At 70.4% G+C, this 24,548-nt stretch carries 21 protein-coding genes; 9 read left to right on the forward strand and 12 right to left on the reverse strand.

Translation table 11 applies throughout. The annotated features are described in order from the left end of the window. The first annotated feature begins 87 nt into the window (after positions 1-87). The 4 genes from glf to R2N01_RS03390 all read left to right on the forward strand — a co-directional run bounded on the left by glf (position 88) and on the right by R2N01_RS03390 (position 5,066). Positions 88-1,272, forward strand: coding sequence for a UDP-galactopyranose mutase (glf, locus tag R2N01_RS03375; RefSeq protein ID WP_316668465.1), 1,185 nt, complete (start codon positions 88-90; stop codon positions 1,270-1,272). Beyond that, a complete protein-coding gene (locus tag R2N01_RS03380) occupies positions 1,269-3,257 on the forward strand; it encodes a glycosyltransferase (protein ID WP_316668467.1) in 1,989 nt (662 codons plus the stop codon). Before glf ends, R2N01_RS03380 begins: the two co-directional genes overlap by 4 nt. 85 nt (positions 3,258-3,342) lie before the next feature. Further along, on the forward strand, positions 3,343-4,161 hold the full coding sequence (locus tag R2N01_RS03385; protein ID WP_316668469.1) for an ABC transporter permease: 819 nt from the start codon (positions 3,343-3,345) through the stop codon (positions 4,159-4,161). Continuing rightward, a complete protein-coding gene (locus R2N01_RS03390) occupies positions 4,161-5,066 on the forward strand; it encodes an ABC transporter ATP-binding protein (protein WP_316668472.1) in 906 nt (301 codons plus the stop codon). Before R2N01_RS03385 ends, R2N01_RS03390 begins: the two co-directional genes overlap by 1 nt. A gap of 138 nt (positions 5,067-5,204) precedes the next feature. Here the strand turns inward: R2N01_RS03390 and R2N01_RS03395 are convergent, their stop codons facing one another. From R2N01_RS03395 to R2N01_RS03435, 9 genes are all read right to left on the reverse strand, one after another. Then, the gene (locus tag R2N01_RS03395; protein ID WP_316668474.1) at positions 5,205-6,059 is read right to left on the reverse strand and encodes a glycosyltransferase; all 855 of its coding nucleotides are present in this window, start codon (positions 6,057-6,059) and stop codon (positions 5,205-5,207) included. Then, complete coding sequence (locus R2N01_RS03400) at positions 6,056-7,030, reverse strand: glycosyltransferase (RefSeq protein WP_316668476.1); 975 nt, start codon at positions 7,028-7,030, stop codon at positions 6,056-6,058. The genes R2N01_RS03395 and R2N01_RS03400 overlap by 4 nt, the downstream gene beginning before the upstream one ends. A gap of 535 nt (positions 7,031-7,565) precedes the next feature. After that, the gene (locus R2N01_RS03405) at positions 7,566-8,294 is read right to left on the reverse strand and encodes a lysophospholipid acyltransferase family protein (RefSeq protein WP_316668477.1); all 729 of its coding nucleotides are present in this window, start codon (positions 8,292-8,294) and stop codon (positions 7,566-7,568) included. A 38-nt stretch (positions 8,295-8,332) separates the two neighbouring features. Next, the gene (locus R2N01_RS03410; protein ID WP_316668480.1) at positions 8,333-9,109 is read right to left on the reverse strand and encodes an SDR family NAD(P)-dependent oxidoreductase; all 777 of its coding nucleotides are present in this window, start codon (positions 9,107-9,109) and stop codon (positions 8,333-8,335) included. A 193-nt stretch (positions 9,110-9,302) separates the two neighbouring features. After that, positions 9,303-10,493 carry an acetate kinase gene (locus R2N01_RS03415; RefSeq protein WP_316668482.1) on the reverse strand — a complete coding sequence of 397 codons (1,191 nt, stop codon included), beginning with the start codon at positions 10,491-10,493 and terminating at the stop codon, positions 9,303-9,305. Between the two features lie 24 nt (positions 10,494-10,517). Further along, positions 10,518-12,080 (reverse strand): phosphate acetyltransferase, encoded by a 1,563-nt coding sequence (gene pta, locus R2N01_RS03420; protein ID WP_316668484.1) that lies wholly within the window; start codon positions 12,078-12,080, stop codon positions 10,518-10,520. Between the two features lie 87 nt (positions 12,081-12,167). Continuing rightward, positions 12,168-12,797, reverse strand: coding sequence for a hypothetical protein (locus R2N01_RS03425; RefSeq protein WP_316668485.1), 630 nt, complete (start codon positions 12,795-12,797; stop codon positions 12,168-12,170). A 97-nt stretch (positions 12,798-12,894) separates the two neighbouring features. Continuing rightward, on the reverse strand, positions 12,895-13,422 hold the full coding sequence (locus R2N01_RS03430; RefSeq protein WP_316668487.1) for an ATP-binding protein: 528 nt from the start codon (positions 13,420-13,422) through the stop codon (positions 12,895-12,897). 739 nt (positions 13,423-14,161) lie between these two features. Beyond that, on the reverse strand, positions 14,162-14,413 hold the full coding sequence (locus R2N01_RS03435; RefSeq protein ID WP_316668489.1) for a hypothetical protein: 252 nt from the start codon (positions 14,411-14,413) through the stop codon (positions 14,162-14,164). Positions 14,414-14,686: 273 nt separating this feature from the next. Between R2N01_RS03435 and R2N01_RS03440 the strand changes: the two genes are divergently transcribed. Next, positions 14,687-15,289, forward strand: coding sequence for an HXXEE domain-containing protein (locus tag R2N01_RS03440; RefSeq protein ID WP_316668491.1), 603 nt, complete (start codon positions 14,687-14,689; stop codon positions 15,287-15,289). A gap of 130 nt (positions 15,290-15,419) precedes the next feature. Here R2N01_RS03440 and R2N01_RS03445 read toward each other — a convergent pair whose 3' ends face one another. Then, on the reverse strand, positions 15,420-18,710 hold the full coding sequence (locus tag R2N01_RS03445; RefSeq protein WP_316668494.1) for a DEAD/DEAH box helicase: 3,291 nt from the start codon (positions 18,708-18,710) through the stop codon (positions 15,420-15,422). 330 nt (positions 18,711-19,040) lie between these two features. Here R2N01_RS03445 and R2N01_RS03450 point away from each other — a divergent pair, with 330 nt between their 5' ends. The 4 genes from R2N01_RS03450 to R2N01_RS03465 all read left to right on the forward strand — a co-directional run bounded on the left by R2N01_RS03450 (position 19,041) and on the right by R2N01_RS03465 (position 23,216). Further along, positions 19,041-19,835 carry a deoxyribonuclease IV gene (locus tag R2N01_RS03450; protein WP_316668496.1) on the forward strand — a complete coding sequence of 265 codons (795 nt, stop codon included), beginning with the start codon at positions 19,041-19,043 and terminating at the stop codon, positions 19,833-19,835. Position 19,836: 1 nt separating this feature from the next. Then, positions 19,837-21,756, forward strand: coding sequence for a long-chain fatty acid--CoA ligase (locus R2N01_RS03455; RefSeq protein WP_316668498.1), 1,920 nt, complete (start codon positions 19,837-19,839; stop codon positions 21,754-21,756). Positions 21,757-21,869: 113 nt separating this feature from the next. After that, the gene (locus tag R2N01_RS03460) at positions 21,870-22,562 is read left to right on the forward strand and encodes a glutamine amidotransferase (protein WP_316668500.1); all 693 of its coding nucleotides are present in this window, start codon (positions 21,870-21,872) and stop codon (positions 22,560-22,562) included. A 75-nt stretch (positions 22,563-22,637) separates the two neighbouring features. After that, the gene (locus R2N01_RS03465) at positions 22,638-23,216 is read left to right on the forward strand and encodes a TetR/AcrR family transcriptional regulator (RefSeq protein WP_316668501.1); all 579 of its coding nucleotides are present in this window, start codon (positions 22,638-22,640) and stop codon (positions 23,214-23,216) included. A gap of 6 nt (positions 23,217-23,222) precedes the next feature. On the opposite strand, the gene R2N01_RS03470 is transcribed toward R2N01_RS03465, so the two are convergent. Then, on the reverse strand, positions 23,223-24,020 hold the full coding sequence (locus R2N01_RS03470; protein ID WP_316668503.1) for a helical backbone metal receptor: 798 nt from the start codon (positions 24,018-24,020) through the stop codon (positions 23,223-23,225). Between the two features lie 362 nt (positions 24,021-24,382). Next, positions 24,383-24,538, reverse strand: coding sequence for a hypothetical protein (locus R2N01_RS03475; RefSeq protein WP_316668505.1), 156 nt, complete (start codon positions 24,536-24,538; stop codon positions 24,383-24,385). Positions 24,539-24,548: the final 10 nt, after the last annotated feature.

Consider the following 24,548-nt stretch of genomic DNA (forward strand, 5'->3'; position numbering starts at 1 on the left):
GGGAAGGCCGTGTACCGTGTCCTGTCGGGTGCGGCCCGGGCGGGTCCCATGTCAGTCGCGATGTCTACAGGATCGGAGTACAGAGCCGTGCAAGCAGATTTGGTGATCGTCGGTGCGGGCCTGTTCGGCCTGACTATCGCGGAACGGGCCGCTGACGAACTCGGCCTGAAGGTGGCCGTCATCGACCGGCGCGGCCACATCGGCGGCAACGCCTACACCGAGCGCGAGGCCCGGACCGGCATCGAGGTGCACCGCTACGGCGCCCACCTGTTCCACACCTCCAACGAGAAGGTGTGGGCCTACGTCAACCGGTTCACCGGCTTCACCGCTTACGTGCACCACGTCTACACCACCCACAACGGCGAGGTCTTCCCGATGCCCATCAACCTGGGCACCATCAACCAGTTCCTGCACGCGGCGCTCACCCCCCGGCAGGCACGCGACTGGGTGACCGAGCAGGCCGGCGAACTCGCCGGAACCGACCCCGAGAACCTCAACGACAAGGGCATCCAGCTCATCGGCCGCCCCCTCTACGAGGCCTTCATCAAGTACTACACCGGCAAGCAGTGGCAGACCGACCCCAAGGACCTGTCCGCCTCGATCATCAGCCGCCTGCCGGTGCGCTACACCTACGACAACCGCTACTTCAGCGACACCCATGAGGGCCTTCCCGTTGACGGCTACACCGCCTGGTTCGAGCGCATGGTCGACAGTCCGAACATCGAGGTGCACCTGAACGCCGACTTCTTCGACGACGGCGGGCTCGGCAAGGCGGCCACCGTCGGGTCCGTGCCGGTCGTCTACACCGGGCCCGTCGACCGCTACTTCGACTACGTCGAGGGCGAGCTCGGCTGGCGCACCATCGACCTGGAGGAGGAGGTCCTGCCGATCGAGGACTTCCAGGGCTGCGCGGTGATGAACTACCCCGACCCCGACGTCAGGTTCACCCGCATCCACGAGTTCCGCCACTTCCACCCCGAACGCGACTACACCAAGGACGCCACCGTCATCATGCGCGAGTACTCGCGCTTCGCCGGCCGTGACGACGAGCCCTACTACCCTGTGAACACGGCCGAGGACCGGGCCAAGATCCTCAAGTACCGTGAACGCGTCAAGGCCGAGAGGCAGATCCTGTTCGGCGGGCGTCTCGGCGGCTACAAGTACTTCGACATGCACATGGCCATCGGCTCGGCCCTGAGCATGTACGAGAACAAACTCAAGCCGCACTTCGCATCCGGCGAGGCGCTGGTCTCCGGAGGAGTTGACGAGTGAGTACGGAAACCATGAACAGCGCACAGGTCTGGACCACCGCCGTCAGGGTCGTTCTGCCCGAGAGCAACGACGAGGACAAGCTGCCGCTGTACGTCGACTTCGGACGCCGCGGCCCGGCCGAGGTCGACGAGGCATCCAAGGGCTCCAAGCAGGGAACCAGCCGGGCAGCGTTGTTGCAACCCGTCGGTGAGAGCCACAGTGACCTCGTGCAGTCCAGACGCCGGATTTCCCTCCCGAAGGGCCTGCGCGTCTCATTCGCCACGATCCTCAACGGCTTCCCCGCCAGCTACTGGCGCCAGTGGACCGACATCAAGCGGGTGCGTCTGCGCTTGGTGATCGCCGGCGCCGTCTCGGTGATGATCTACCGCTCGAACTCGCAGGGCCGCGCCCAGCGGGTCGACACCGTCAAGACCGGCGGCGACGGGCAGGAAGAGGTCATCTATGACCTCAAGCTATCGACCTTCGCCGACGGCGGCTGGTACTGGTTCGACCTGATCGCCGATTCCGACGACGTCCAGCTCGTCGAGGGCGAATGGCTGGTCGCAGGCGAATCGGTTCGTCCCGGATCGCTCTCCATCGGCATCACTACGTTCAACCGCCCCGACTACTGCGCCGAGACCCTGCAGGCCCTCGGCAACGCCAGTGATCTCATCGGTCACGTCGACCGGGTGTACGTGGTCGACCAAGGCAACAAGAACGTCAAGGACGACGAGGGCTTCCCCAGGGCCCAAGAGCTCCTCGGGGACAAGCTCCGCATGATTTACCAGGGCAACATGGGTGGTTCCGGCGGATTCTCACGTGGCATGTACGAGTCCGTGATGGCAGACGAGAGCACCTACCACCTCGTCCTCGACGATGACGTCCAGATCGAGCCCGAGGGGATCGAGCGCGCTCTGATCTTCGCCACCTTCTGCCGCAAACCCACCATCGTGGGCGGCATGATGTTCGACCTGCTCAATAAGTCGGTGCTGCACACCTGGGGTGAGCGCCTGGACCGCTACCAGTGGTTCTGGGGCCCCGCCGATGGTTACCCCCAAGGCGTCGACGTCACGACGAATCCGCTGCGCGCCACCCCGTGGATGCACCAGCGCCTCGACGTCGACTACAACGGCTGGTGGATGTGCCTCATCCCTGTCGAGACCTTGCGCCGACTCGGCCTGTCGATCCCCGTCTTCATCAAATGGGATGACGCCGAGTACGGCCTGCGCGCCCAGCGCACCGGTGTGTCGACCGTTACGCTTCCGGGGGCCGCCGTGTGGCACATGTCGTGGACCGACAAGGACGACACGATCGACTGGCAGGCCTACTTCCACGAGCGCAACCGGATCCTCACGGCCCTGCTCTACTCGCCGTACCCCCTGGGCGGCCGCCTGCCGTGGAACCTGGTCGCACGGGACATGAAACACGCCGTCAGCTCCGAGTACTACGCGCAGGAGATGCGGATTCTCGCCCTGAAGGACATCCTCTCGGGGCCCGACCACCTGCACGAGACCATCACGACGCGCCTACCGGAGCTGCGTGCCGCGGCCAAGGAGTTCGCGCAGTCGCGCTTCGAGTCCGACCCGGCGGCGTTCCCGGAGGTGGACCGGAACAAGCCATGGCACCGCGGACGCCTGCCCAAACGACCGTCAGCCGTCACGCTGCTGCCGTGGACCTTCAAGACGGCCCTCAAGCACCTGCTGCCGGTTTCCGAGGACGCCCGGAAACGCCCGCAGGCGGCCCTGCCACACTCGAAGGCATCCTTCTGGATGCTAGCGAATTTCGATTCCGTGCTCGTCAGCAAGGCTGATGGCACGGGCACGGCATGGTACAAGCGCGATCCGAAGCTCTTCCGCGACCAGGTCGCCCGCGAGGCAGTGCTCCGCGCCCAGCTTGTGAGCAAGTGGAACACGCTCTCCACGCAATACCGTGCGGCTGCTCCCGACTTCACGTCGTTCGACACGTGGGCCAAGACCTTTGGCATCGCTGGTCAGGGGGAAAACTGATTCCGTGAGTTCTTCGTTGCAGAGCCCAGTGTCCACGCCGCGGCTTGAGTTCCACGCCCCCGGACGGGGGCGTGGGCTCAGGGATGTGTTCGCGAACCAGTTCCTCCTCAAGCGCATCGTCAACAAGGAGATCCAAGTTCGGTACCGGGCCTCGGTGCTCGGCCTGGTCTGGAGCTACATCAAGCCGGCCATCCAGTTCGCCGTCTACTTCGTCGCGATGGGCGTCTTCCTGGGCCTGAACAAGGGCCTGCCGAACTACGCGATCTACATGTTCAGCGGCATCGTCGTGATGAACCTGTTCACCGAGGTCTTCGGCAACTCGGCGCGCATCATCGTGGGCAACGGCGACCTGATCAAGAAGATCTACCTGCCCCGCGAGCTGTTCCCCGTCTCGAGCCTGTGGGTGGCGTGGATCCACTTCTTCCCGCAGGTGGCGATCCTGCTGGTCGTCGACCTCATCGTCGGCTGGCACCCCACGCTCATGCAGATCCTGGCCTTCTTCGTCGGCTTCGTCGTCGTCTCGGTGTTCGCCCTGGCCCTCGGCCTGGTCTTCGGCACGGCCAACGTCTTCTTCCGCGACTCGGAGAACTTCGTCGACCTCATCAACATGGTCGTCACCTGGCTGTCCCCGGTGCTCTACATGTGGGTGCTGGTCGCCAACACGCTGCCGCACTGGGCCGTGACGCTCTACAAGTTCAATCCGCTGACGACGGCCGTCGAGCTCTTCCACGACGCCTTCTGGGCCTCGACGGTCAACGGAGAGATCCCCTACGAGGTCTGGCACGTCATGCCCCACCTGTTCTCCTACTGGACCCCCATTGCCCTGGTGCTCAGCTTCGGCATGCTGCTCGTGGGCGACCTGCTGTTCCGCCACTTCGAGGGCGAGTTCGCCCAGGAGCTGTGATGGCCAAGAAGATCCCACTGGAATCGCGCGATGAACGCATCGTCGTCACCGCCCAGCACGTCACCAAGACCTTCCTGCTGCGCCACACGCGTTCCATCAAGGAGGCCTTCGTCTGGTTGCTCAGGGGCCGCAGGAAGGACATCACCAACGAGTTCCAGGCCATGGACGACGTCAGCTTCGACATCGCCGACGGCGAGTCGGTGGCCCTCATGGGTTTCAACGGCTCGGGCAAGTCCACCACCCTGAAGCTCATCAGCGGCGTCATGCATCCCGACGGCGGCGCGGTCGGCATCAAGGGCAAGGTCGCCGGCCTCATCGAGGTCGGCGCCGGTTTCCACCCTGACCTGACCGGGCACGACAACGTCTATCTCAACGGCGCCATCCTCGGCATGACCAGGGAGGAGATCGACGCCGCCTACGACGACATCCTCGAGTTCGCCGACATCGGCGATTTCATCGACACGGAGGTGAAGTTCTACTCCTCCGGCATGTACCTGCGCCTGGCCTTCTCGGTCGCGGTGCACACCGACCCGGACGTCTTCCTCGTCGACGAGATCCTCGCCGTCGGGGACGAGCCCTTCCAGAACAAGTGCAAGGCGCTCATCCGCAGCATGGTCCGCGACGGCAAGACGATCGTCATCGTCAGCCACGATCTCGACATGGTCGAGAAGTTCTGCAAGCGCGGCCTGGTCATGGAGCGCGGCCGGCTCGTCTTCGACGGCCCGTGCGACCAGGCCGTGCGTTTCCTGCGCGGCAGGGCCCTCGACGGCAGCGAGGATCCGGAGCGCCGCCCGCTCACCGAGGAGGAGAGGGCCAACCGCCTGTTCACCGACGCCGAGCGCGAGGCCGTTCCGGTGCGCGTGCGCATCGGCGGCCCTCCGCAGAGCGCGGTCGAACGGGTCTGAGCTTTCAGCGAGCCGGCCCCGAGTCAAAAGATCATCGGGCGGGTCGCGGCGGTTCTGGCATCGGACGATCCAGTACCGGCAGGGCCATCGCCGTCGCGGGGACGAACGGGAACCGTGATGGCGTGGCGCGGAGCCGGCTCAGGCCCCGCTCCTGCCCCGCCTCACCATGATCCGGTAGGCCGGCCTGCGGATCCACGTCGGGATGAGCCGGTAGAGCCCGCGCACGACGATGTTGCGCAGACCCTGGCCGCGGCCGATGAACCCCGATCTCATGAGGGCCCGCTGCAGCTCGATCTCGCTGCGCAGCATCTCGCTGCCGCCGCGGCGCTGGTAGGCGCCGGCGCCGATCCGGTAGAGCACCAGCGGCTCGGCCAGGTTCGCGACCCGCGAGCCGGTCTGCAGCATGCGGACGAACAGCCAGTAGTCCTCCATCCTGGCGAGCTTGCGGTAGCCGCCGGCCCGGGCCACGGCGGCCTTGCGGTAGATCACGGACGGGTGGTTGAAGGGGTCGCGGAAGCGCGCCAGTCGCCTGATCTGCTCGCGGTCGGTGGGCAGAGGGCGCACCATGCCCCTCGGGCCCGATTCGGACTCGAACTCCTGGATGGCCGCTCCGAGCAGGTCGAGCGGCTCTCCTGCGTCCTCGCCCACGACGAGCGGGATCTGGGTGGCGAAACGCTCGGGCAGTGAGATGTCGTCGGCGTCGGCGCGGGCCACGATCTCGTATCGGCAGGCCTTCAGGCCCTCGTCGAGAGCGTCGGCCAGGCCGCGATTGTGGCCGATGCGCACGACGGTGACGGGAACGTCACCGGTGGCCGTGCCTTTGATGGCGGCATCGAGGACGGCCTCGATCTCGTCGCTGACCTCGCCATCGCGGACGATGACGATCTCATCCGGCCGGAGCGTCTGATCGGTGCTCACCGAGCGCAGGGCCCGGGTGAAGAACACCGGGTCGTCGCCGGCGTAGACGGGCAGCAGGACGCTGAAGGCGGTCATCGGTCCCCCTCGACGGCGATGATGTCGGCCTCGACCGGGGTGCCGGCTAGCACCTTGGCGTTGCTGCGCGGACCGCGGCACAAGCCGTCGCGCAGGCCTTCTGCCAGCCCCTTGCGCAGTGTGGCGCGGTCGGGCGAGGCCCTGAAGGTCGCGGCCCAGCGCCGCAGCGTCGAGCCGCCGTAGAGCAGACGCTCCCAGCCGGCCAGCGCGGACGAGCGGGTGAACATCCAGACCTTGTTGCGCACCTCCTGGTAGAAGCGCGGGCCCGGGTCGGCGCTCGTGTCGCCGAAACGCTTCGTCAGGTGCTGGACGCGACTGGCCGGTACGTACAGGCCCTCGCGGAAGCGCAGCAGGCGCGTCGTGTACTCGAAATCGTCGTTCCACAGGAAGTAGTCGCTGATCGGCAGGCCTTCGTCGTGAATGGCTCGGGCGTCGATCAGGATCGAGACGAACGAGGCCGAACGGATCGGGCGGCAGCCGATGCGGGCGGCGCCGCGCCGCTGCTCGCGTCTCGCGCCGATGCGTGCGCGCGGTGTGTTCATGGGGTGCTCGCGGCCGTCGTGCCAGTCGGCCCGGCTGGCCAGGATCGCGACGGGCCGTGGATAGCGGTCGCGGGCCGCCAGCAGCGCCTGCAGGGCGCTCGGGGCCGGGACGGTGTCGTCGTCCATGATCCAGACCAGGTCGGCGCCGTGACGGTTGCAGGCCACGGCGATGCCCGACGCGAAGCCGCCGGCGCCGCCGGTGTTCGTCGGCAGGGTGATGACCTCGGTGACCGCCCTGTGGTCTGCGGCGACGCGCGGCGACTCGTCGGTGGAGGCGTTGTCGATGACGACCAGCGCGTCGGGCCGGCGCATCTGCGCGCCCAGCGCGTCGAGGCAGCGCTCCAAGAGCTCGGCACGGTTCCACGCCACGACGACCACGACGACGCGGGGTGCGGGGGGGCCGCCGTCGGCGGTGGAGGGATCAGCCATGCCCCAAGGTTATCGGTGGGGTGCGGATCTGCGGCCATGGGCGTGCCGGTCTGCGATGACTCAGCTGATTCTCAGCGTCCTGACATCTTGAACAAATATCCTTCCAAAGGATTTCTAAGGGTTTATCCTATTCGTTCCCGGATGGGTTTCCTGTTCGGGTACGCATCGGCGGACTCTGCCGACCCTTGTTCGCCCCGCAGCGCCGGTGATCGGGCGCTGCGCCCCGGTGCCCCCATCGGAACCCGCCGATGGCGGAGGAACGTGGGACGCTGCTGCGACCCCATGAGAGAGGAACCGAACTCCGAATGACGAACCGACGCAAGACGATCCGTGCGCCGCCGGCGGCCTGACGGGCAGCTACGGCGCCCCTGTGAGGAACGCGAGTTGCAAGTCGTCCGGTACTTGCACCCAGATCTTCGAGCACGGCACGATCACGCAGTAGGCCGGGACGCGCGGCCGCATGGGCCCGTGCGGGTTCGGCGGCCCCGGTGCGTCGGACCCGCAAGCGGCACGGGGCGTACCCCCTGCGGAGGTCCTAGCCGTCCCTGCTCTTCCTCTCGTCGGATCTGCGCGCCCGCTCGATGGCCGCCAAATGCATCATCTCGGCCTGAGTGGGCATGCCGTAGGCCCTCGCCACGCCGTCGTGCATCTCGATGATCTTGCGGCGCACGCGTTCGGAGAACTCGTGGGCTATCTCGCCCGGTGCGGCGGTCATCGGGGCGCCGTAGACGACGTGCACGTCGGGGCGTCCGGGCACCCAGCGCTTCTCGGTGGGAGGCCATGCCGCCCACGAGCCCACTATCGCGACCGGAAGGATCGGCACGTTGTGCGCGATGGCCAGGGCGGCCGTGCCCGGCTTGAAGCGTCCCATGCCGCCGGTGCGCGAGCGGGTGCCCTCCGGGAAGATGAGCAGTGAGACGCCCGCGTCGAGCAGTTCGCCTGACATGCCGCGGTGGCTCTTGCTCCTGTTGCGCGCCCGATCGACGGGGAAGGCGTTCATGAGCAGCTGGGTCCCCATCGCCGTGTACCACTTGTTGAAGAAGTAGTCGGCCGCTGCGCCGGTGGCCAGCTGCCTCGTGAGCCTGTTCGGCATGGTCAGGACGACGAGGGGCCCGTCGAAGTGGCCGGAGTGGTTCGGGGTGACCAGGAAGGGGGCTCGCAGGTCGTCGAGGTGGTCCCGTCCGTGCACATGCAGCTTGACGGCGCGACTCATCACCGGTTTGATCAGGCCGTAGCGCACCGAGTCGCGTGCGATGGCGGCCATCGTCGACCTGTAAAGACGCGGATCGCGTCCGAAGTCCATCAGCGGGCCCCCTGCCTGTCGTGACCGCTGCGCACCCTGTCCGCCACGAGACGGGCCAGCCCGGCCGGGCCGTGGCGCAGCATCCAGGCGGCCGCCTTCCAGACGGCCTTCGGTGTGGTCTGGGTCCTGCCCCGCGCGACGGCGCCGAGCGCCTCGGCGGCCACCTGATCCGGCTCGACCCAGGCCCAGCCGGGCAGGTGCGGGCGGCGCATGCCGGCGGCGGCGTGGTAATTGGTCCTGACCCAGCCGGGCAGGACGGCAGTGGCGTGCACCCCGGTGCCGGCCAACCGCCCGGCCAGCGCCTCGGTGTAGCTGATCACCCAGCGTTTGGTGGCCGAGTAGACGTCGGCGTCGATGAGGGCGTTCACCGAGGCGACATTGATGATCTCGCCGGTCCCGCGCCCGATCATCTGACGGGCTGCCGCCCCGGACAGGACGAGTACCGCCAGGGCCATCGCGTTGAGCGCCTCGGCCTGGCCGGACCAGTCGGCGTCCAGCAGGTCGGTGTGGGCTGCGAAACCGGCGTTGTTGACGAGGGTGCCGATCTCGTGGGCGTCGACGAGGGCCTCGACCGTGCGGATGCCGTCCTGATCGGCCAGATCGGCCGAGAGGGTCTCGACGGCGACCCCGTGCCGGGCCCGCAGCTGCTGCGCCGCCGCCTCGAGCCTCGACTCGTCGCGGGCCACGAGCACCAGATCGTCCCCACGGGCGGCCAGGGCATGAGCGAATGCGAGTCCGATGCCACTGCTTCCCCCGGTGACGAGTGCGGATGACATGGCCCCAATCTAGTCGTTCGCCAGTTCCTGCTCCACCGATACGCACCGGACCGGGACAACCGCCCGCTGGGCAGGGCGGATGCGTCTGATCGCGGTGACTGCCCCGGGACCGTGCGGTTCGCCGGGCACCCCCGCCGCGTCCCCTGGAGAGCGCCCCCGGAGCGGACCCGGTCCGCTCGCTCCGGGGGCGCTCTCAGCCTGCCAGCAGACCCGCCGCCTGCTGGGCCATGGCGAGCTCCTCATTGGTCGCGATGACCAGGACCCTGACCTTCGAGGAGGGCGCTGAGATCAGGTGCGGGGCCTTGTCGCGCCTGGCGTTCAGCTCCTCGTCGAGGACGACGCCGACGCCGACCAGCTTCTTGCAGACCTCCCTGCGCACGAACGACGAGTTCTCGCCTATGCCGGCTGTGAAGGTGATCGCGTCGAGGCCGCCGAGCAGATTGGCGTAGCCGCCGATGTAGAACGCCAGACGGTGCGCGTACACGTTCAGGGCGATGATCGTGTCGGCGTCGCCCGCCTCGAACTGGGCCTCGACGTCGCGCATGTCGGTGACGCCCGACAGGCCGAGCATGCCCGAGCTCTTGTTGAGCTCGGCGTCGATGCGGTCGACGTCCCAGCCCTCGGCGCGGTGCAGGTAGGCGAAGAGGCCCGGGTCGATGTCGCCGCAGCGGGTGCCCATGACCAGGCCGGCCAGCGGGGTCAGGCCCATCGAGGTCTCGATGGGCCGTCCGCCCTTGACGGCCGAGATCGAGGCCCCGTTGCCGAGATGGCAGACGATCTGGCGCAGCCGCCCGGGGTCGGCGCCCAGCACGCCCGGCACCAGGCCGGCGATGTACTGGTGACTGGTGCCGTGGAAGCCGTACTTGCGGATCGAGTGCCTCTCGGCCAGGCCGCGGTCGATGGCGTAGGTGTGGGCCTCGTCCGGCAGGTTGACGAAGAACGCCGTGTCGAAGATGCCGACGTGCGGCACGCCCGGCAGCAGCTCGAGGGCCGCCCTGATGCCCTTGATGCCGGCCGGGTTGTGCAGCGGCGCCAGCGGGACGAGCTCCTCGAGGGTCTCCAGCACCTCGTCGGTGATGACCGTCGGGGCGGCGAAGCGGTCGCCGCCGTGCACCGTGCGGTGGGCGACGGCCGCGACCTCGCCGAGCGAGGGGCCGTGGTCGGCGAACATCGTGAAGACGGCCTTGAGGGCCGCCGTGTGGTCGGGCAGTCTCGGGGTGACGGTGAACTCCTCGTCGCCGACCTCGTGGGCGACGACGCCGTCGCTCGTGTCGCCGATCCGCTCCACCAGGCCCTTGGCCAGCACGGCCTCGGATGAGGGGTCGATCAACTGGTACTTGAGGGAGCTGGAGCCGCAGTTCAGCACCAGAATGGGCTTGGCCATGTCTCTCCTTGTCAGGTCAGGGTCTCAGGCGAGCGGACCGCTCGTGCCCTGAGCCTGGATGGCGGTCATGATGATGGTGCTGACGATGTCGTCGACGAGGGCGCCGCGCGACAGGTCGTTGACGGGCCGGCGCAGGCCCTGCAGCAGCGGGCCGACGGCCACGGCACCGGCGGTGCGCTGACAGATCTTGTAGCCGATGTTGCCGGCCTCGAGGTCGGGGAACACGAACACGGTCGCGCTGCCGGCCACCTCGGAGTCGGGCATCTTCTTCCTGCCGACGACGGGGTCGATGGCGGCGTCGAACTGGATCGGGCCGGCGATCCTCTCACCCGGGGCGCGCGAGACGGCGTCCTCGTAGCCGGCGCGGACCCTGTCGACGTCCGGGCCGCTGCCGGAGGTGCCCGTGGAATAGGTCAGCATGGCCACCCTGGGGTCGATGTTGAACATGCGGGCGGTCTGTGCGCTGGCCACGGCGATGTCGGCGAGCTGGGCCGGCTCCGGGTTCGGGGTGACGGCGCAGTCGGCGAACAGCAGCACGCGGTCGGCCAGGCTCATCAGGAAGGCGCCCGAGACGGTCTTCATGCCCGGGTCGGTCTTGATGACCTGCAGGGCCGGACGGATGGTGTTGGCCGTGGTGTGGTTGGCGCCCGACACGAGACCGTCGGCGCCGCCCATGTAGACCATCATCGTGCCGAAGCAGGCGCCGTCGGCCATGGCCTGGCGGGCCTGCTCGAGGGTGACGCCCTTCTTGGCGCGCAGCTCGGCGAACTTGGCGGCGTAGGACTCGATCAGCTCCGGACTGTTCATCGAGACGATCTCGACGCCGTCCAGGTCGAGGCCCAGCCCGGCCGCGTCGGCCCTGACCCGGTCGGCCTCGCCGAGCAGTACGATCTTGGCGGCGCCGCGGGCGGCGACGATCGAGGCGGCCTCGAGGACGCGGGGGTCCTCGCTCTCGGGCAGGACGATGGTCTTCAGCTCGGACCTGGCCTGGGCCATGAGTTCGTAGCTGAAGCGGGCCGGGGTGCGGGTGGCGATCTCGACGTCGGCGGCCGCCAGCACGGCCGACAGATCGTCGCCGAGGACGGCGGCGGGCACGCCGAGCGAGGCCAGGACGGTACGCGTGGCGTCGGTGTGCGAGGGATCGGTGGCAATGATGGCCACGACGGTGGCGTGCTGCCCGGCCAGGCCGTCGAGCGCGACGCGGGCCAGGCCCAGGGCACGATCGGGGCCCTGGGAGGCGTCGACGGCCAGCACGACCGGGGCCGCCAGGTCGGCGGCCAGACGGCCGTTGAGGGCCAGCTCGGTGGGGGCGGTGACGCCGGAGTAGTCGGTGCCCACGGCGACGACGGGTCCCCTGGCGGCGAGGGCCTCGAAGCGCTCGATGATGCCGGCCTCGGCCTCATCGGTGTTCTTGGCGAACTCGTCGAAGGTCGCGCCGGCGAGGCCATTGGAGGAGACCTGTGTGGACAGCGGGCGGAAGACTGCGACGGGACTGGACTGGCGGCCCGCGGCCTCGGCGATGGCCTGGGCGGCGCCGCTCAGGTTGGCCTTGGCATCGGGGGACGCAACATATATACGTGTGCTCACGTGAGCAAAGCTACGCCACCGGTCGGCGCGGCGCCGAACCGGAGACCCCGGTGCGGGCGGTCGGCGCGCCCGGCGGCACCCGGTCGCTCAGCCCGGCATGCCGTCCCTGAACCGGGGCACGGCGAGAGCGATGATCGAGCCGAGCATGACCGCCGTCCCGACGATCATGGCCGCCAGCGGCAGGGCGTACGCCAGCGCCGCGACGAGCACGCCGCCGAGCACAAGAGCCGCGGTGATGACGGTGATGACTCTGCGGGCCCTCACAGGCTGCACTGAACAGATCACCGCCAGGCCGCCGAGGATGGCGGCCATCCCGTAGGAGGCCAGCTGCGGCAGCTGCGGACCCCTGCCCGTGCACATGTCGACGATACCGATGTGCAGTGCGAGGAGGAGAGCCGAGAGCGTCGCCAGGATCGTGGACCACACCGTGGTGGACTCGTGCCTGCCCAGGCCCGGGCGCAGCGGCGTGGCACCGACCAGGCGGTTCCACAGCGGCATGAGCATCAGCAGCAGCGTGCAGAGCAGCAGCGCGACGGGCATCGTCACTGCCGAGACACCGCGCGGGACGACCGAGGCGCCATGACGCCCGGCCGCCTGGCGGGTGACGACCTGCGCGGGCATGTCATCCCAGCGCAGCAGGCTGTAGCAGACCATGCCGGCCAGGGCGACGGCGGCGATGGCGTGGCCGATGACGGGGAATGTGGTGCGTGAACCCATGATGGGCCTCCTTCGTCGTCCTGCCACGATGATGCTCAGTGGCGGCGTGGAGGGCATCGGCCATTGGTGCACTCAATACCTCGTACTTTGGTCGGTGTCAGCTGGTGGTGGGTTCCTCTCCGGTGCGCTGGGGGAGCACGGCCTCGACGAGCCAGCCGTCCCCGTGGGGGCCGGCCGCCAGCTGGCCGCCGAGTAGTTCGCAGCGCATGCGCATGCCCTGGACTCCTGTGCCGGAACCGCTGATCCCGGGGTCGGGTCCGGTCGGTGCGGCGTTGGCCACGGTCAGCCTCACCCGTCCGTCGGCCGCCGCGAGTGCCACATCGATGCGTGCCCCGGGGGCGTAGCGGTGGGCGTTGGTCAACGACTCCTGGACGACCCGGTACAACGCCATCCCCACAGCGGGCGAGACGTCCGGTCTGGTGCCCATGGCGAAGGTGACGTCCGGGTTGATGCTCTTCGCCCTGCCGAGCAGCTCGGGCAGATCGTCGAGGGACGGCTGGGGGCTCGTCGATGCCCGGTCCCCGGCGGTGAGCAGGGCGACGACCTCGTGCAGGCTCCATTGCGGCGGCCTCAGTCGCTGACGTGGGGCGCCGAGGCCACGTCTTCGACCTCGACGGTGCGCCATACGCCACCGGGGCAGGGTGCCGGTGGTTCCTCGACGTGACCACGGCCGTGACCGATGATCCCGGCCGGACCATCCTTATCCGCATGCTGGGCCTCGTCGACACCCCGTGCCGGGCTGGACATCCCCATTGAGCCCGAATGGTGTCGAGCTCCCACCCAGCGCGCAGCTCCCTGATGCCGACCAAGTGACGTGCCACCGTGCACGAGTCGTAGCCGCGGTCCCTGAGCGCGGTGGCGATGGCCCGCTGCGCGTCGTCGCGTTCGGCCATCGTGAGGGCACTGTCCACGGCATGGGAGAAGATCCTGGGGGGTCACCTGCCATGTTCTTCGGTCGGCGAGGCCGGCGCGGGTGAGTTCGTCCATGGCATCCTGGTAGCCCGCCAGGTCGTGGTGCGGGAGGAAGGGCGCGGCGAGCAGATAGGGGCCCTCTCACCGCCTGCCAGTGCCAGGAGCCGGAGCGCGCGGGATACCGTGACCGGGTTCTGCCAGTGACTGGCGAGCACGGTGTCCACGAGATCCGTTGCGGGCCCCGCCGTGGACACCGTGGACCACAGGGTCCCGGGATCGTCGGGCCTGGCCGCCAGGGCGTGCTGCAGGCAGAACCACACGAAGAGGTGATTGCCGGCCGTCCACTCGGCGACCAAGCGCCCGAATCCCGAGAACCCGTGATGTCCGAATGCCTCCTCGATCTCGTCCACGGACAACGGGGCCAAGTGCTCCGCACGACGCGGCCCTGCGCGTCAGCGGGGTCCTGCCGCATCGACGACGGTGCGACGGGCCGGGTCCCAGCTGACAACGATTCGCGCCGCGGGTTCCTCGACGAGCTCGGTCAGCTCCGCCTGAACCGCTGCGGGCATGAGATCAGCGTCGTCGACGAGCACGAGAGCGTCCCTCGACCGCCTGTGGAGGATGCCGAGATCCGAGTCCGTCGCGCTGACCCAGCGCACGGTCATCCCCGAGCCGACCGCCATCGCGGCGATGGCCTTCATCATGGGGCTCTTCCCGCTGCCCATTCGGCCTGCGATGCCCAAGGGCACCGCAGACAGGAAGGACGCGGACCCGGGCGAGGACAGCGCCGCGGCTCGCCGTGCCATGACCCTGCCCAGACCATCGTCATGGGGCGGCAGGGCGGGGCCGTCGAGCACGGGGCTTTCGGGCGAAGGAACTCCTTCCCGAGAGGTGGTCGAAGGGCTCTATATGACTCAAGTCTTCTGAGGATCAGTCTGCTGAGATATGAAAACGTCTGTTGGCAAGGGAGCATATCAATGAGATTCGTGCGCCGGGAGGCCCGCGTGGAGGGCGAACTGTCGGATCTGGCGACCCGGGGTCTGTTCTGGGCCTGGGTCGCCAATGACCTCGAGGAACTGATCACCATGGGGCCGTGGTCGAGGAGACACGGCTCCGAGCTCGCGAGCGAACTGGCCGGGCGGCTGCCCGTCAGGGCACCCCGGTGGGTGGGCGGCGGCCTGAGCGAGAAGCACGTCCGGGTGTCGATATCCGTCATGGGCTGCCTCATGCTCGCCCTCGCCGAGCGGGGCAGGGCCACGGAAGGCAGCTCCCGGCTCTTCCAGGCGGGGCTGCTCGGGTTCGGGATCCACGGCTTCACCCATCTGCTCAACTCGGCCGCGTGGCGCGGCTACACGCCCGGGGTCGCCACCGCGCCGACCGTCGTCATCCCGTTCTCGGCCTGGGCCGTCCGGGAGCTGGCGCGCCACGGGGTGCTGCGCCTCGACGGCAGGACGGTCGCGACGGCGCTCGTCGGCCTGCCCATCACGATCCTTGGCATCCATGGCCTGACCGCGCGCCTCGTCGATCCCCGGGATGCCCCGGGAGACGTCGCCTCAGGGAGCACCGCCCCTGGGAGCTGAGCAGTGGAGGGCTGAGCTCCCAGGGCCGGGCCGCGGGGGACCTGGCCTGAGGCCGGCGCGCCTGGGCCGTCCCCGGGGTACCGGGCCGATGGGCCCGAGTCCCGGACGGCCCCGGCGCCCACGGCCGCGCTCAGGCCAGCAGGCCGCGGATGTCGTCGAGGGTCAGGGCACCGCTGCTCAGCGCCTCGTCGCCGACCACTTGGTCGAACAGGTCGCGCTTGCGCTGCTGGAGCTCCACGACCTTCTCCTCGATGGTGTCGGCCGACACCATCCGGTAGACCATCACCTGCTTGTCCTGGCCGATGCGGTGGGTGCGGTCGATGGCCTGGCGCTCGGCGGCCGGGTTCCACCACGGGTCGAGGACGAAGACGTAGTCGGCCTCGGTCAGCGTCAGCCCGAAACCGCCGGCCTTCAACGAGATGAGGAACGCCGTGGCGTCGCCCTCCTTGAAGGCGCGCACCCGCTCCTCGCGCCGGCGGGTGCGCCCGTCCAGGTACTCCCAGCCGATCCTCTCCTCGGTGAGGCGCTCGCGCACCAGCTTGAGGAAGCCCGTGAACTGGCTGAACACGAGTGCGCGGTGCCCGGCTCCGGCCAGCGAGTGCAGCTGTTCGACCAGCGAGTCGATCTTCGCCGAGCCGACGGCCGTGTCCGCCTCCTCCAGCAGGCCCGGGTGCAGGCTGAGCTGGCGCAGGCGGGTGAGGGCGGCGAGGATCTCGACGCGGTGGGTGCGCGAATTGTCGTCGAGCAGGCCCAGTACGCGCATGCGGGCGGCGGCCAGCTCGCGGTCGTAGATGCGGCGGTGGGCGCGGCTCAGCGCGACCGGCATGACGAACTCCTGCTTGGGCGGCAGCTCGGCCGCCACCTGCTCCTTGGTGCGGCGCAGCATGAGCGGACGGGTGCGCCGGTGCAGCAGGTCCAGGCGGTTCGGGTCGTCCCCCGACTCGATCGGGCGGGCGAAGGCGGCCTGGAAGCGTTTCGGATCGGGGAACAGGCCCGGCGCGGCGATCGACAGCAGGCTCCACAGGTCCATCAGGGAGTTCTCCAGCGGCGTGCCGGTGATGACCAGCCGTATGCGCGCCAGCAGGCGTCGTACGACGGAGTACGTCTTGGCGGCGTGGTTCTTGACGAACTGCGCCTCGTCGAGCACCAGCAGGCTCCACTGCAGTGAGGTGAAGCTCGTCTCGTCCAGCCTTACGAGCGTGTACGAGGCCACGACGACGTCGGCGCCCTCGACGGCCCGGGCGAGCGGGACGCCGGACTTGGTGGCCGTCTGGTCGATGACGACGATTCGCAGCGAGGGGGCGAACTTGCGGGCCTCGCCCGTCCACGCGGCCATCACCGAGGTGGGGGCGATGACCAGCGCCGGGCGCGTCGACTCGCCGTCCTGCCGGGCCCGCGCGATGAGCGCCAGGGTCTGCAGCGTCTTGCCCAGTCCCATGTCGTCGGCGAGGATGCCGCCGAGGCCGGCCGTCCACAGCGCGGCGAGCCACCGGTAGCCCTCGACCTGGTAGGGGCGCAGCTCGGCCCTGATGGTGCCGGGTACGGCGGCGGGCCCGGTCTCGTCCAGACTCAGCAGCGCGGCGACCGAGCGCTGCCAGCGGGCCGAGGCCGCGGTGATCGCGCCGGAGGCCTGCAGGTCCTGCCAGGCGCCCAGGTCCCACCGGCTCAGGCGCATCCGGCCGGTCCCCGGGTCGATGAGGCGCGACGCCTCGGAGACGAGATGACGCAGCGGGTCGAGTCCGGGCTGCTCGAGGTCGATCCAGGAGCCGTCGCCGAGCATGACGTGGTCATCGCCGGCGGCCATGGCGGCCAGCAACTGCGCCACGGGCACCTGCCGGTCGCCGACCCCGACGGTGACCGACAGGCCGAACCAGTCGGTCGAACGGGCCAGCGCGGCGTCCTCGACGGCCGTGGTGGCCCCGGTGCCGTCGTCGGCGTCGGGATCCTCGTCGAGGACCTCGATGCTCAACTGGGGGGCGGCGGTGAGCTCGGTGTAGGCGGGGCGCGCGCCGATGGACTCGACGAGCACCCCGGGATCGGTCTCCAGACCCGGCAGTTCGCGTCCGACGAAGTCGAGCAGTGCGCGCCCGGACAGTTCCGCGGGCAGGCCGCCGACGAGGCCGCGCATGCGTTCCAGGAGGAGGCGCGTCCTCTCGCCGATGAGGTCGGCGGGACATCGCTCCAGCTCGAGCCTGGTGCTGTGGCCGGCCGAGGTGAGGGTGACCCCGTAGCGCAGGACGGCCCGATCGACCCGGCTGAAATCGATCTGCACCCACATGCCGCTGGCCGGCGGCTCGTTGACGTCGACGTCCGCCTCGCTGCTCGTCAGACGCATGCGGCCGCGCAACTGCGGGGCGTACAGGCTCAGGAAGCGCGGCAGGTCGTCGGCCGGCAGCGCCAGCGAGGGGGCCGCGTCGAGCAGCGGGCGCAGGGACTGGTCGACGGAGCGGTCGAGCTCGGTCAGGCGCAGCTCGCCGCGGGGCTCGGTGCGCAGGATCCCGTGGGCGGGCTCGCCCAGCAGCGTCCAGCCCGGACGGAAGGGCTCGGTCCGCCCTGCGCGGATCAACTGCACCCGGAGCTCGTAGTCGTCGCCGACTGCGGCGAGGTCGAGGCCGAGCGAGGCCTTCTCCCGGTCCAGGTGGACGAGCGCGTGGCGGCGGTCGCCCAGATCGTGCAGCAGCTCGACGCCCGCGCCGACGGCTCTGCGCAGCTGCGCCCAGATCTCGGCGGGCAGCGACTCGAGCGTCACCCGGTTCATCGTGTGGGTGTCGTCGCTCATCAGCTGCGCCAGGCCCAGGACGGCGCCCCGCTGGTCGGGGCGGGCCTGGACCATGTCGGGGTGCTCCACGAGATCGCGCCAGCGCACGCGCCTGCCGACCCAGTCGCCGTCCACTCCGGTGCGCAGCAGGTGCAGATGCCATCGGCCGGAAGCGGCGTAGTCGTAGCCGGCGATGCCGCTGCTCTCGAAGACGACGGCGAGTCTGCGCGTGCCGCCCCGCTCAGGGGCCAGCCGGGCCATCGCGCGCTCCCACGAGCTGGTCGGCACGGGCGCGGAGGCGGTGGCCCTGCCCTCGAGGACGAGTTGCGCGGCCGAGCGGGCGCTCATGAGCAGCGCGGCGGCGTGCTTGCAGTCCTTGCCCTTGGGGCAGGTGCACGAATCGGACCAGGTGATGACGCGCTGGTCGGCGCAGATGAAGCGGATCGAGGTGTCGTACGGGGACGACAGGGTGCCCCGCACACGGCCCGACAGGGCGTCGGGCCCCAGATGCACGTCGGTGACGATCCCGGCCCGGCCGGCGTAGGCGGCGCCCCGCTCGACGGAGCGCTGCGGGTAGTGGTTGAGCAGGATCTCATCGTTCAGTCGTGCCAGCCAGCGCAGTTGGACCGATGCCGCCGGATCGTGGTCGAGGTGCGCGTTCATCCGGGCAAGTCTAGGCGCGACGCGCCGGTGGGGCGAATGGGCGGGACCGGTCGCCGGGATCCGCGCGATCGTCACGGTCCGGCGGATCCGCCGGGGCTGCAAGCGCCGCGTTCCCGTCCCGGCGCCGCGGACGTGTGCGCGGCGTCCGCACGAAGGCGCGATGCTCGCGGCCCCGCGACCGGTCCGGGCCATCCGGTCCTCTTGCGATCGGACCCCGGGGCCGCCCGATCCCCGCCCGGAGGGGGACCGCATCCCCCGCAAGTCCCTCCTTCTCCACGGCCTCTCAGGGCGGGCGGCGACAGCGCTCCCGGGGACAACTAGGCTCGCCGTATGTCAGTGCTGATCGGTTCCCACGTCGACGAGAAAGACCCCATCGGCGAGGCCGCCGCGCGCGGTGCCGAGATCGTTCAGATCAGCCTCGGCGACCCGCAGAGCTGGAAGGGCCCCTTCCTCGACTACGAGGGCGGCCCGCGGGCGCTGCGGCGGGCGGCCGCCGATGCCGGTCTGACGCTCGTCGTCCACGCCCCCTTCGTCATCAACGTTGCCAGCACCAACAACCGCATCCGGGTGCCCAGCCGCCGCCTGCTGCAGAAGCACGTCGACATGGCCGCCGAACTCGGCGCGATCGGCGTCGTCGTCCACGGCGGGCACGTCACCGCGAAGGACGACCCCGAGGCCGGCCGGGCGAACTGGGCCAAGGCCGTGGACGGGCTGGACGCCGAGGTGCCGGTCCTCATCGAGAACACCGCCGGCGGCCGGCACGCCATGGCCCGCAGCCTCGAGGCGATCGACAGGCTGTGGACGGCGCTCGGCGGCGTCGACTCGGCCGGCAAGTTCGGCCTCTGCCTCGACACCTGCCACGCCCACGGCGCGGGACTCGGCCTGGACGGCCTGGTCGACCGGGTGAGGGCCATTACCGGGCGCATCGACCTGGTGCACGCCAACGACTCGCGCGACGAGGCGGGCACCGGGGCCGACCGCCATGCCAATCTCGGCCAGGGGCGCGCCGATGCGGGGGCCATCGCCCGCATCGTCGCCGCGGCGGGCGCACCCACCGTCGTCGAGACACCCGGCGGCGCCCAGGGGCAGGGCGCCGACATCGCCTGGCTGCGCGAGAGGATCTGACATGTCCCACCGCCGGCCCCTGCACTACGCGCAGGACAATGTCGCCCTCATGTTCAAGGCCGCGGCCGCCCGCTACAGCCACCGGCCGGCGACCCGGGTGCGCGTCGACGGGGAGGACCCGGCCTGGGACGTCGCCACCTACCGCGAGCTCGACGAGCGCGCCGGCCGGATCGCCTGCGCGCTCGTGGCCGAGGGCATCCAGCGGGGCGACCGGGTGGGCATCTACGCCCGCAACCGTCCCGAATGGACGCAGACCGACCTGGCCTGCCAGTACGTCGGCGCCGTGCCGGTGCCGGTCTACGCGACGAGCACGTCGGCGCAGATCGCCCGCATCGCCGACGACTGCCAGATGGCCGCCGCCTTCGCCGGCAGCGGGCGGGAGACCTCCACCATGGTCGAGGCGGCCGGGCTGTCGCCGAGCCTGCGCCTGGTGGTCTCGATGGACCCCTGCGACATCGAGGGCTCCCTCCCCCTGGCCGAGTTCGCACCCGCCGGGGAGCCCCCCGACGAGGAACTCGCCGCCGAGGTCGACGCCCGCCTGGACCGGGCCGGCGGGGACGATCTGTACAGCATCATCTACACGTCGGGGACCACCGGCGAGCCCAAGGGCGTCATGCTCGCCCACCGCGCGCTGATCGCCGAGTTCAGGGCCCTCGACGAGATGTTCGACCTCGACCCCGCCGACCACTCGCTCAGCTTCCTGCCGTTGTCGCACGCCCTCGAACGCGCCTGGTCCGCCTACCTGTGGTCGCACGGCTGCATGACCACCTACGTCACCGACACCCGCAGGATCGCCGAGATGCTGGCGCTGGCGCGCCCCACGGTGATGGTCGCCGTACCCAAGCTCTACGAGACGGTGATGAGCACGGCCCGCGCCAGGGCGGCCGGCTCGGGGCTGCGCAAGCGCCTCTTCGACTGGTCGATCGGCGTCGGCGCCAGGGTGCAGGCCGCCTGCAACAGAGGCGAGCGGCCCTCGCCGGGCGACCGCGTGAGGCTCCGGGCGGCCGACGCGCTGGTCCTGGGGAGGATCCGCAGGGCCGTCGGCGGGCGGAAGAAAATGCTCGTCAGCGGTGGCGCGCCGCTGACGAGCGAGGTCTCGCTGTTCTTCGGCGCGGCCGGCCTGCAGATCCTCGACGGCTACGGCATGACCGAGGCGGCCCCGCTCATCGCCTTCAACTCGCACTCGCACTGGCAGCCCGGCAGCGTCGGACGGGTCATGGCGGGCGGGCGGCTGCGCCTCGGCGAGGAGAACGAGATCCTCTACCGCGGCCCCAACCTCATGGACGGCTACTGGGGCAACGAGCAGGCCACTGACGAGGCCTTCTGGGTGGATGAGGACGGCGCTCGTTGGCTGCGCACCGGCGATGCCGGCAGGATCGACCGCAAGGGCTATCTGTTCATCACCGACCGGTTGAAGGACATCATCGTCACCAAGGGCGGCAAGAACATCGCGCCCCAGCCCATCGAGGCGCTGCTGCAGGCCGACCCGCTGTTCGAGCAGGCGGTCATCGTCGGCAACGACCGGCCCTGTCTGACGCTGCTGGTGAGGCCCTCGCTGCCCACGATGGGCGAGATCGCCGAGCACCTGCAGGTCCGGTACAACCACATCAGCGAGCTGTTCACCGACCAGCGCGTCCACGAGGAGATCAGGGCCCGTGCCGCGAGGCTCACCGGGTCGCTGCCCAAGTACGAGCAGTTCAGGGCGATGCACCTCTCCCCCGAGGAGTTCTCGATCGCGAATGGCCTTCTCACGCCGACACTGAAGGTGAAACGCCGTGAGGTCGAGCGTCGTTTCGCCGATGTCATCGAGGAGATGTACGCCCGCCTCACCGAGCAGCGCGGCAGGCGCATCGGAGCGGGCCCGGGGCGCGGCGGGAGGACCGCCCCCGACGTCGGCGCGGTCGCCCGCAGCGGGCCCTGAGACCGCCCGCTGCGCGGTCCGGCACGCACCGGCCGCCCAGCGGCCGGCGACCGGTGCGACTGCGGGGGCGAGCCGCGCCCGGTGAGCACAGGCGCCCGTGCGAGGATGCAGCCATGAGCTCTCTGGTCGCTGTCCGTCATGTCGCCTTCGAGGACCTGGGCGTCCTCGAACCCGTGCTGCGCGCCTGGGGCTACTCGATCACGATGCTCCAGGGCGGGGTGGACGACCTGTCGGCGCTGGATGACGCCGATGTCGCGGTCATCCTCGGCGGGCCGGTCGGCGCCTACGAGACCGATGCCTACCCGTGGCTGGCCTCCGAGCGGCGCACGATCCTGCAGCGCCTGATCGGGCGGCGCCCCACGCTGGGCGTCTGCCTCGGCGCCCAGCTCATGGCCGCCGCGCTCGGCGGCCCGGTCGTGGCCGCCGACGACAAGGAGATCGGGTTCGTGCCCATCAGGCTCACCGAGGCCGGCCGCGCCTCGGTGCTGGCCCCGCTGGACGGCGAGCCCGTCCTGCACTGGCACGGCGACCGCTTCGAGATGCCCGCCGGTGCCCGGCTCCTGGCCACGAGCCCGGCCTGCGCCCAGCAGGCTTTCAGCCTCGGACCGAACGTGCTCGGCCTGCAGTTCCACATCGAAGCCGATCCGGCCCTCATGGAGCGCTGGCTCATCGGCCATGCCTGCGAGCTCGCGGGCGCCGGCATCGACCCGCGCGCCCTCCGTGCCGACGCCGCCCGCCTGGGCCCGCGCCTGGCCGGTCTGGCGGTGCAGGTGCTGGAGCGCTGGCTGGACGGGCTGGAGCTCTGAACCCCCCTGCGGCAAGGCCTCCGCCCTGGTCGGTTGGCATGGGCGGCCGGGGGCGGCGCTGCGTAGACTGATGCCGTGCCCGAACAGCCCCGAAGCATCCGCAGCCGCCAGGCGATCATCGAGGCGACCGCTGATCTCATCGGCCAGCAGGGTGTCGGCGGCACGTCCGTGTCGGACATCATCAGGGCCTCGGGCACGAGCGCCGGGGCGATCTACCACCACTTCGACAACAAGCAGGCGATCATCGTCGAGACCGCCCGTCAGGCGCTGCACTGGCCGATGACGGCCATCACCGAGTACTTCGGGAATCCCGCGTCCCCGGCCGACCTGTTCGGCTTCGCGGTCGAGGCCCTGCGCTTCGGCCCCGAGCTCGGCGAGCTGCTCGTCCAGCTGGGCGCCGGCGCCCTGAGCGACGACGAACTGGGCCGTGCCCTGCGCGCCGAGTTCAGCCAGTTGCGCGACGGCCTGGACCTGACGCTCGGCTCGTGGGCCCGCAACCGCGGCGTGCCGCAGCAGCGCGTGCGGGGCCTGGCGCAGATGCTCGTCGGCCTCATCCTCGGCTTCGCGGCCCAGCGCGCCCTCGTCGACGACTTCGACGAGGAGGCCTACGAGGCCCAGGGCCGCGCGATGCTCACCGCCGCGGTGGCGGGCTGACGGCCGTCACGCCGGCCGCGGGCCCAGCAGCGCACGGATCCGGTCGCGCGCGTCGACCATGCCGGGGCCGTACCAGACGACCGGCCGCTCGGGCAGGATCCGCACGTCGCGGCCGGGGAAGCACTCGGGCCCGTCGTCCGGTGCGAAGGGGTAGGGGGCGTCGAGGAGCACGATGGTGCGGGTCCCGCAGCCCCGGATCGTGTCGGGGGACACGGCCGGGTAGCGCTCGGTGGGCCAACCGGGCACGTCGAGCGGCTCCAACGGGAAACCGCAGCGGCGCAGCAGGTCGGCGGAGTAGGTGCGCGGGCCGATGACCATCCACGGGTCACGCCAGACGCACACGACGACCGGGGCGACGACGGGCTCGTCGGGGGTCTGCCAGGCGCGGCGGGCCGCCACCAGCCAGCCGGGCGGCCCGGGCAGTCCGAGCGCGGCCCGGAACAGCCTGCCCATGCTCGCCAGGGCCTCATCGACGGTGTTCATGTCGGTGACCCACACGGGCACGCCGGACGAGCGCAGGGCCTCGACGTCCTCGCGGCGGTTCTCCTCCTTGTTGGCGACGACCAGGTCGGGCGCCAGGGCGGTGATGGCCGCCAGGTCGGGGTTCTTCGGGCCGGCCACCCGGAGGACCCGGTGCCCGGCCCGCTCGGCCAGGTCGGCGGGCCGGACGCAGAACTCGGTGGCCCCGACGATGCGTTCGGGACGGCTCAGGGCCAGGGCCTCGGTGATCGAGGGCACGAGGCTGACCACGCGCCGCGGCGGGGCGGCCAGCGCGACCGGATGCCCGAGGTCGTCGGATGCCATCGTCTGCCTCCTGCCGGCGGGCGCGGATGAAGTGCTCCACGTTCTCCGGACACCGGTGAAGGGCGGTGTCCGGTTCCAGTACACGAAGTGGGATCTGATCATGCCGGCACAGAGGTGCGGTGTCGAGTCCGGGGAGCGGAACAAGTCGTCCCCGAGGTCGTTCAGCGGTCCCGGCCGATGGCTCGGACCGGGCACGACGTTCTGCGACCGGTCCGGCCCGCGGCACCCTCACCCCGCGCGGCGAACCGGGCCTCGACCGACCTCGCGGGCCGCGTCGAGACCTCTGCGCCCCGATCCTCGACGGCGGGCCCGTTCCCGATGCCCGGGCCGAGGCCGGCAGTCCGGGCCGTCGCGGCCGGGTCTCAGCGCACCGCCTCGACGACGACGGCCGTGCCCTGGCCGCCGCCGATGGCGATGGCGGCCAGCCCGTGCCGTCCCCGGCCCTGCCTGACCAGCTGGCTGAACAGTCGGGTCATGAGCACGGCGCCCGTGGCCGCCCACGGGTGCCCCAGCGCGATGGCGCCGCCC

Source organism: uncultured Propionibacterium sp. (assembly GCF_963539965.1).
GTDB lineage: Bacteria > Actinomycetota > Actinomycetes > Propionibacteriales > Propionibacteriaceae > Propionibacterium.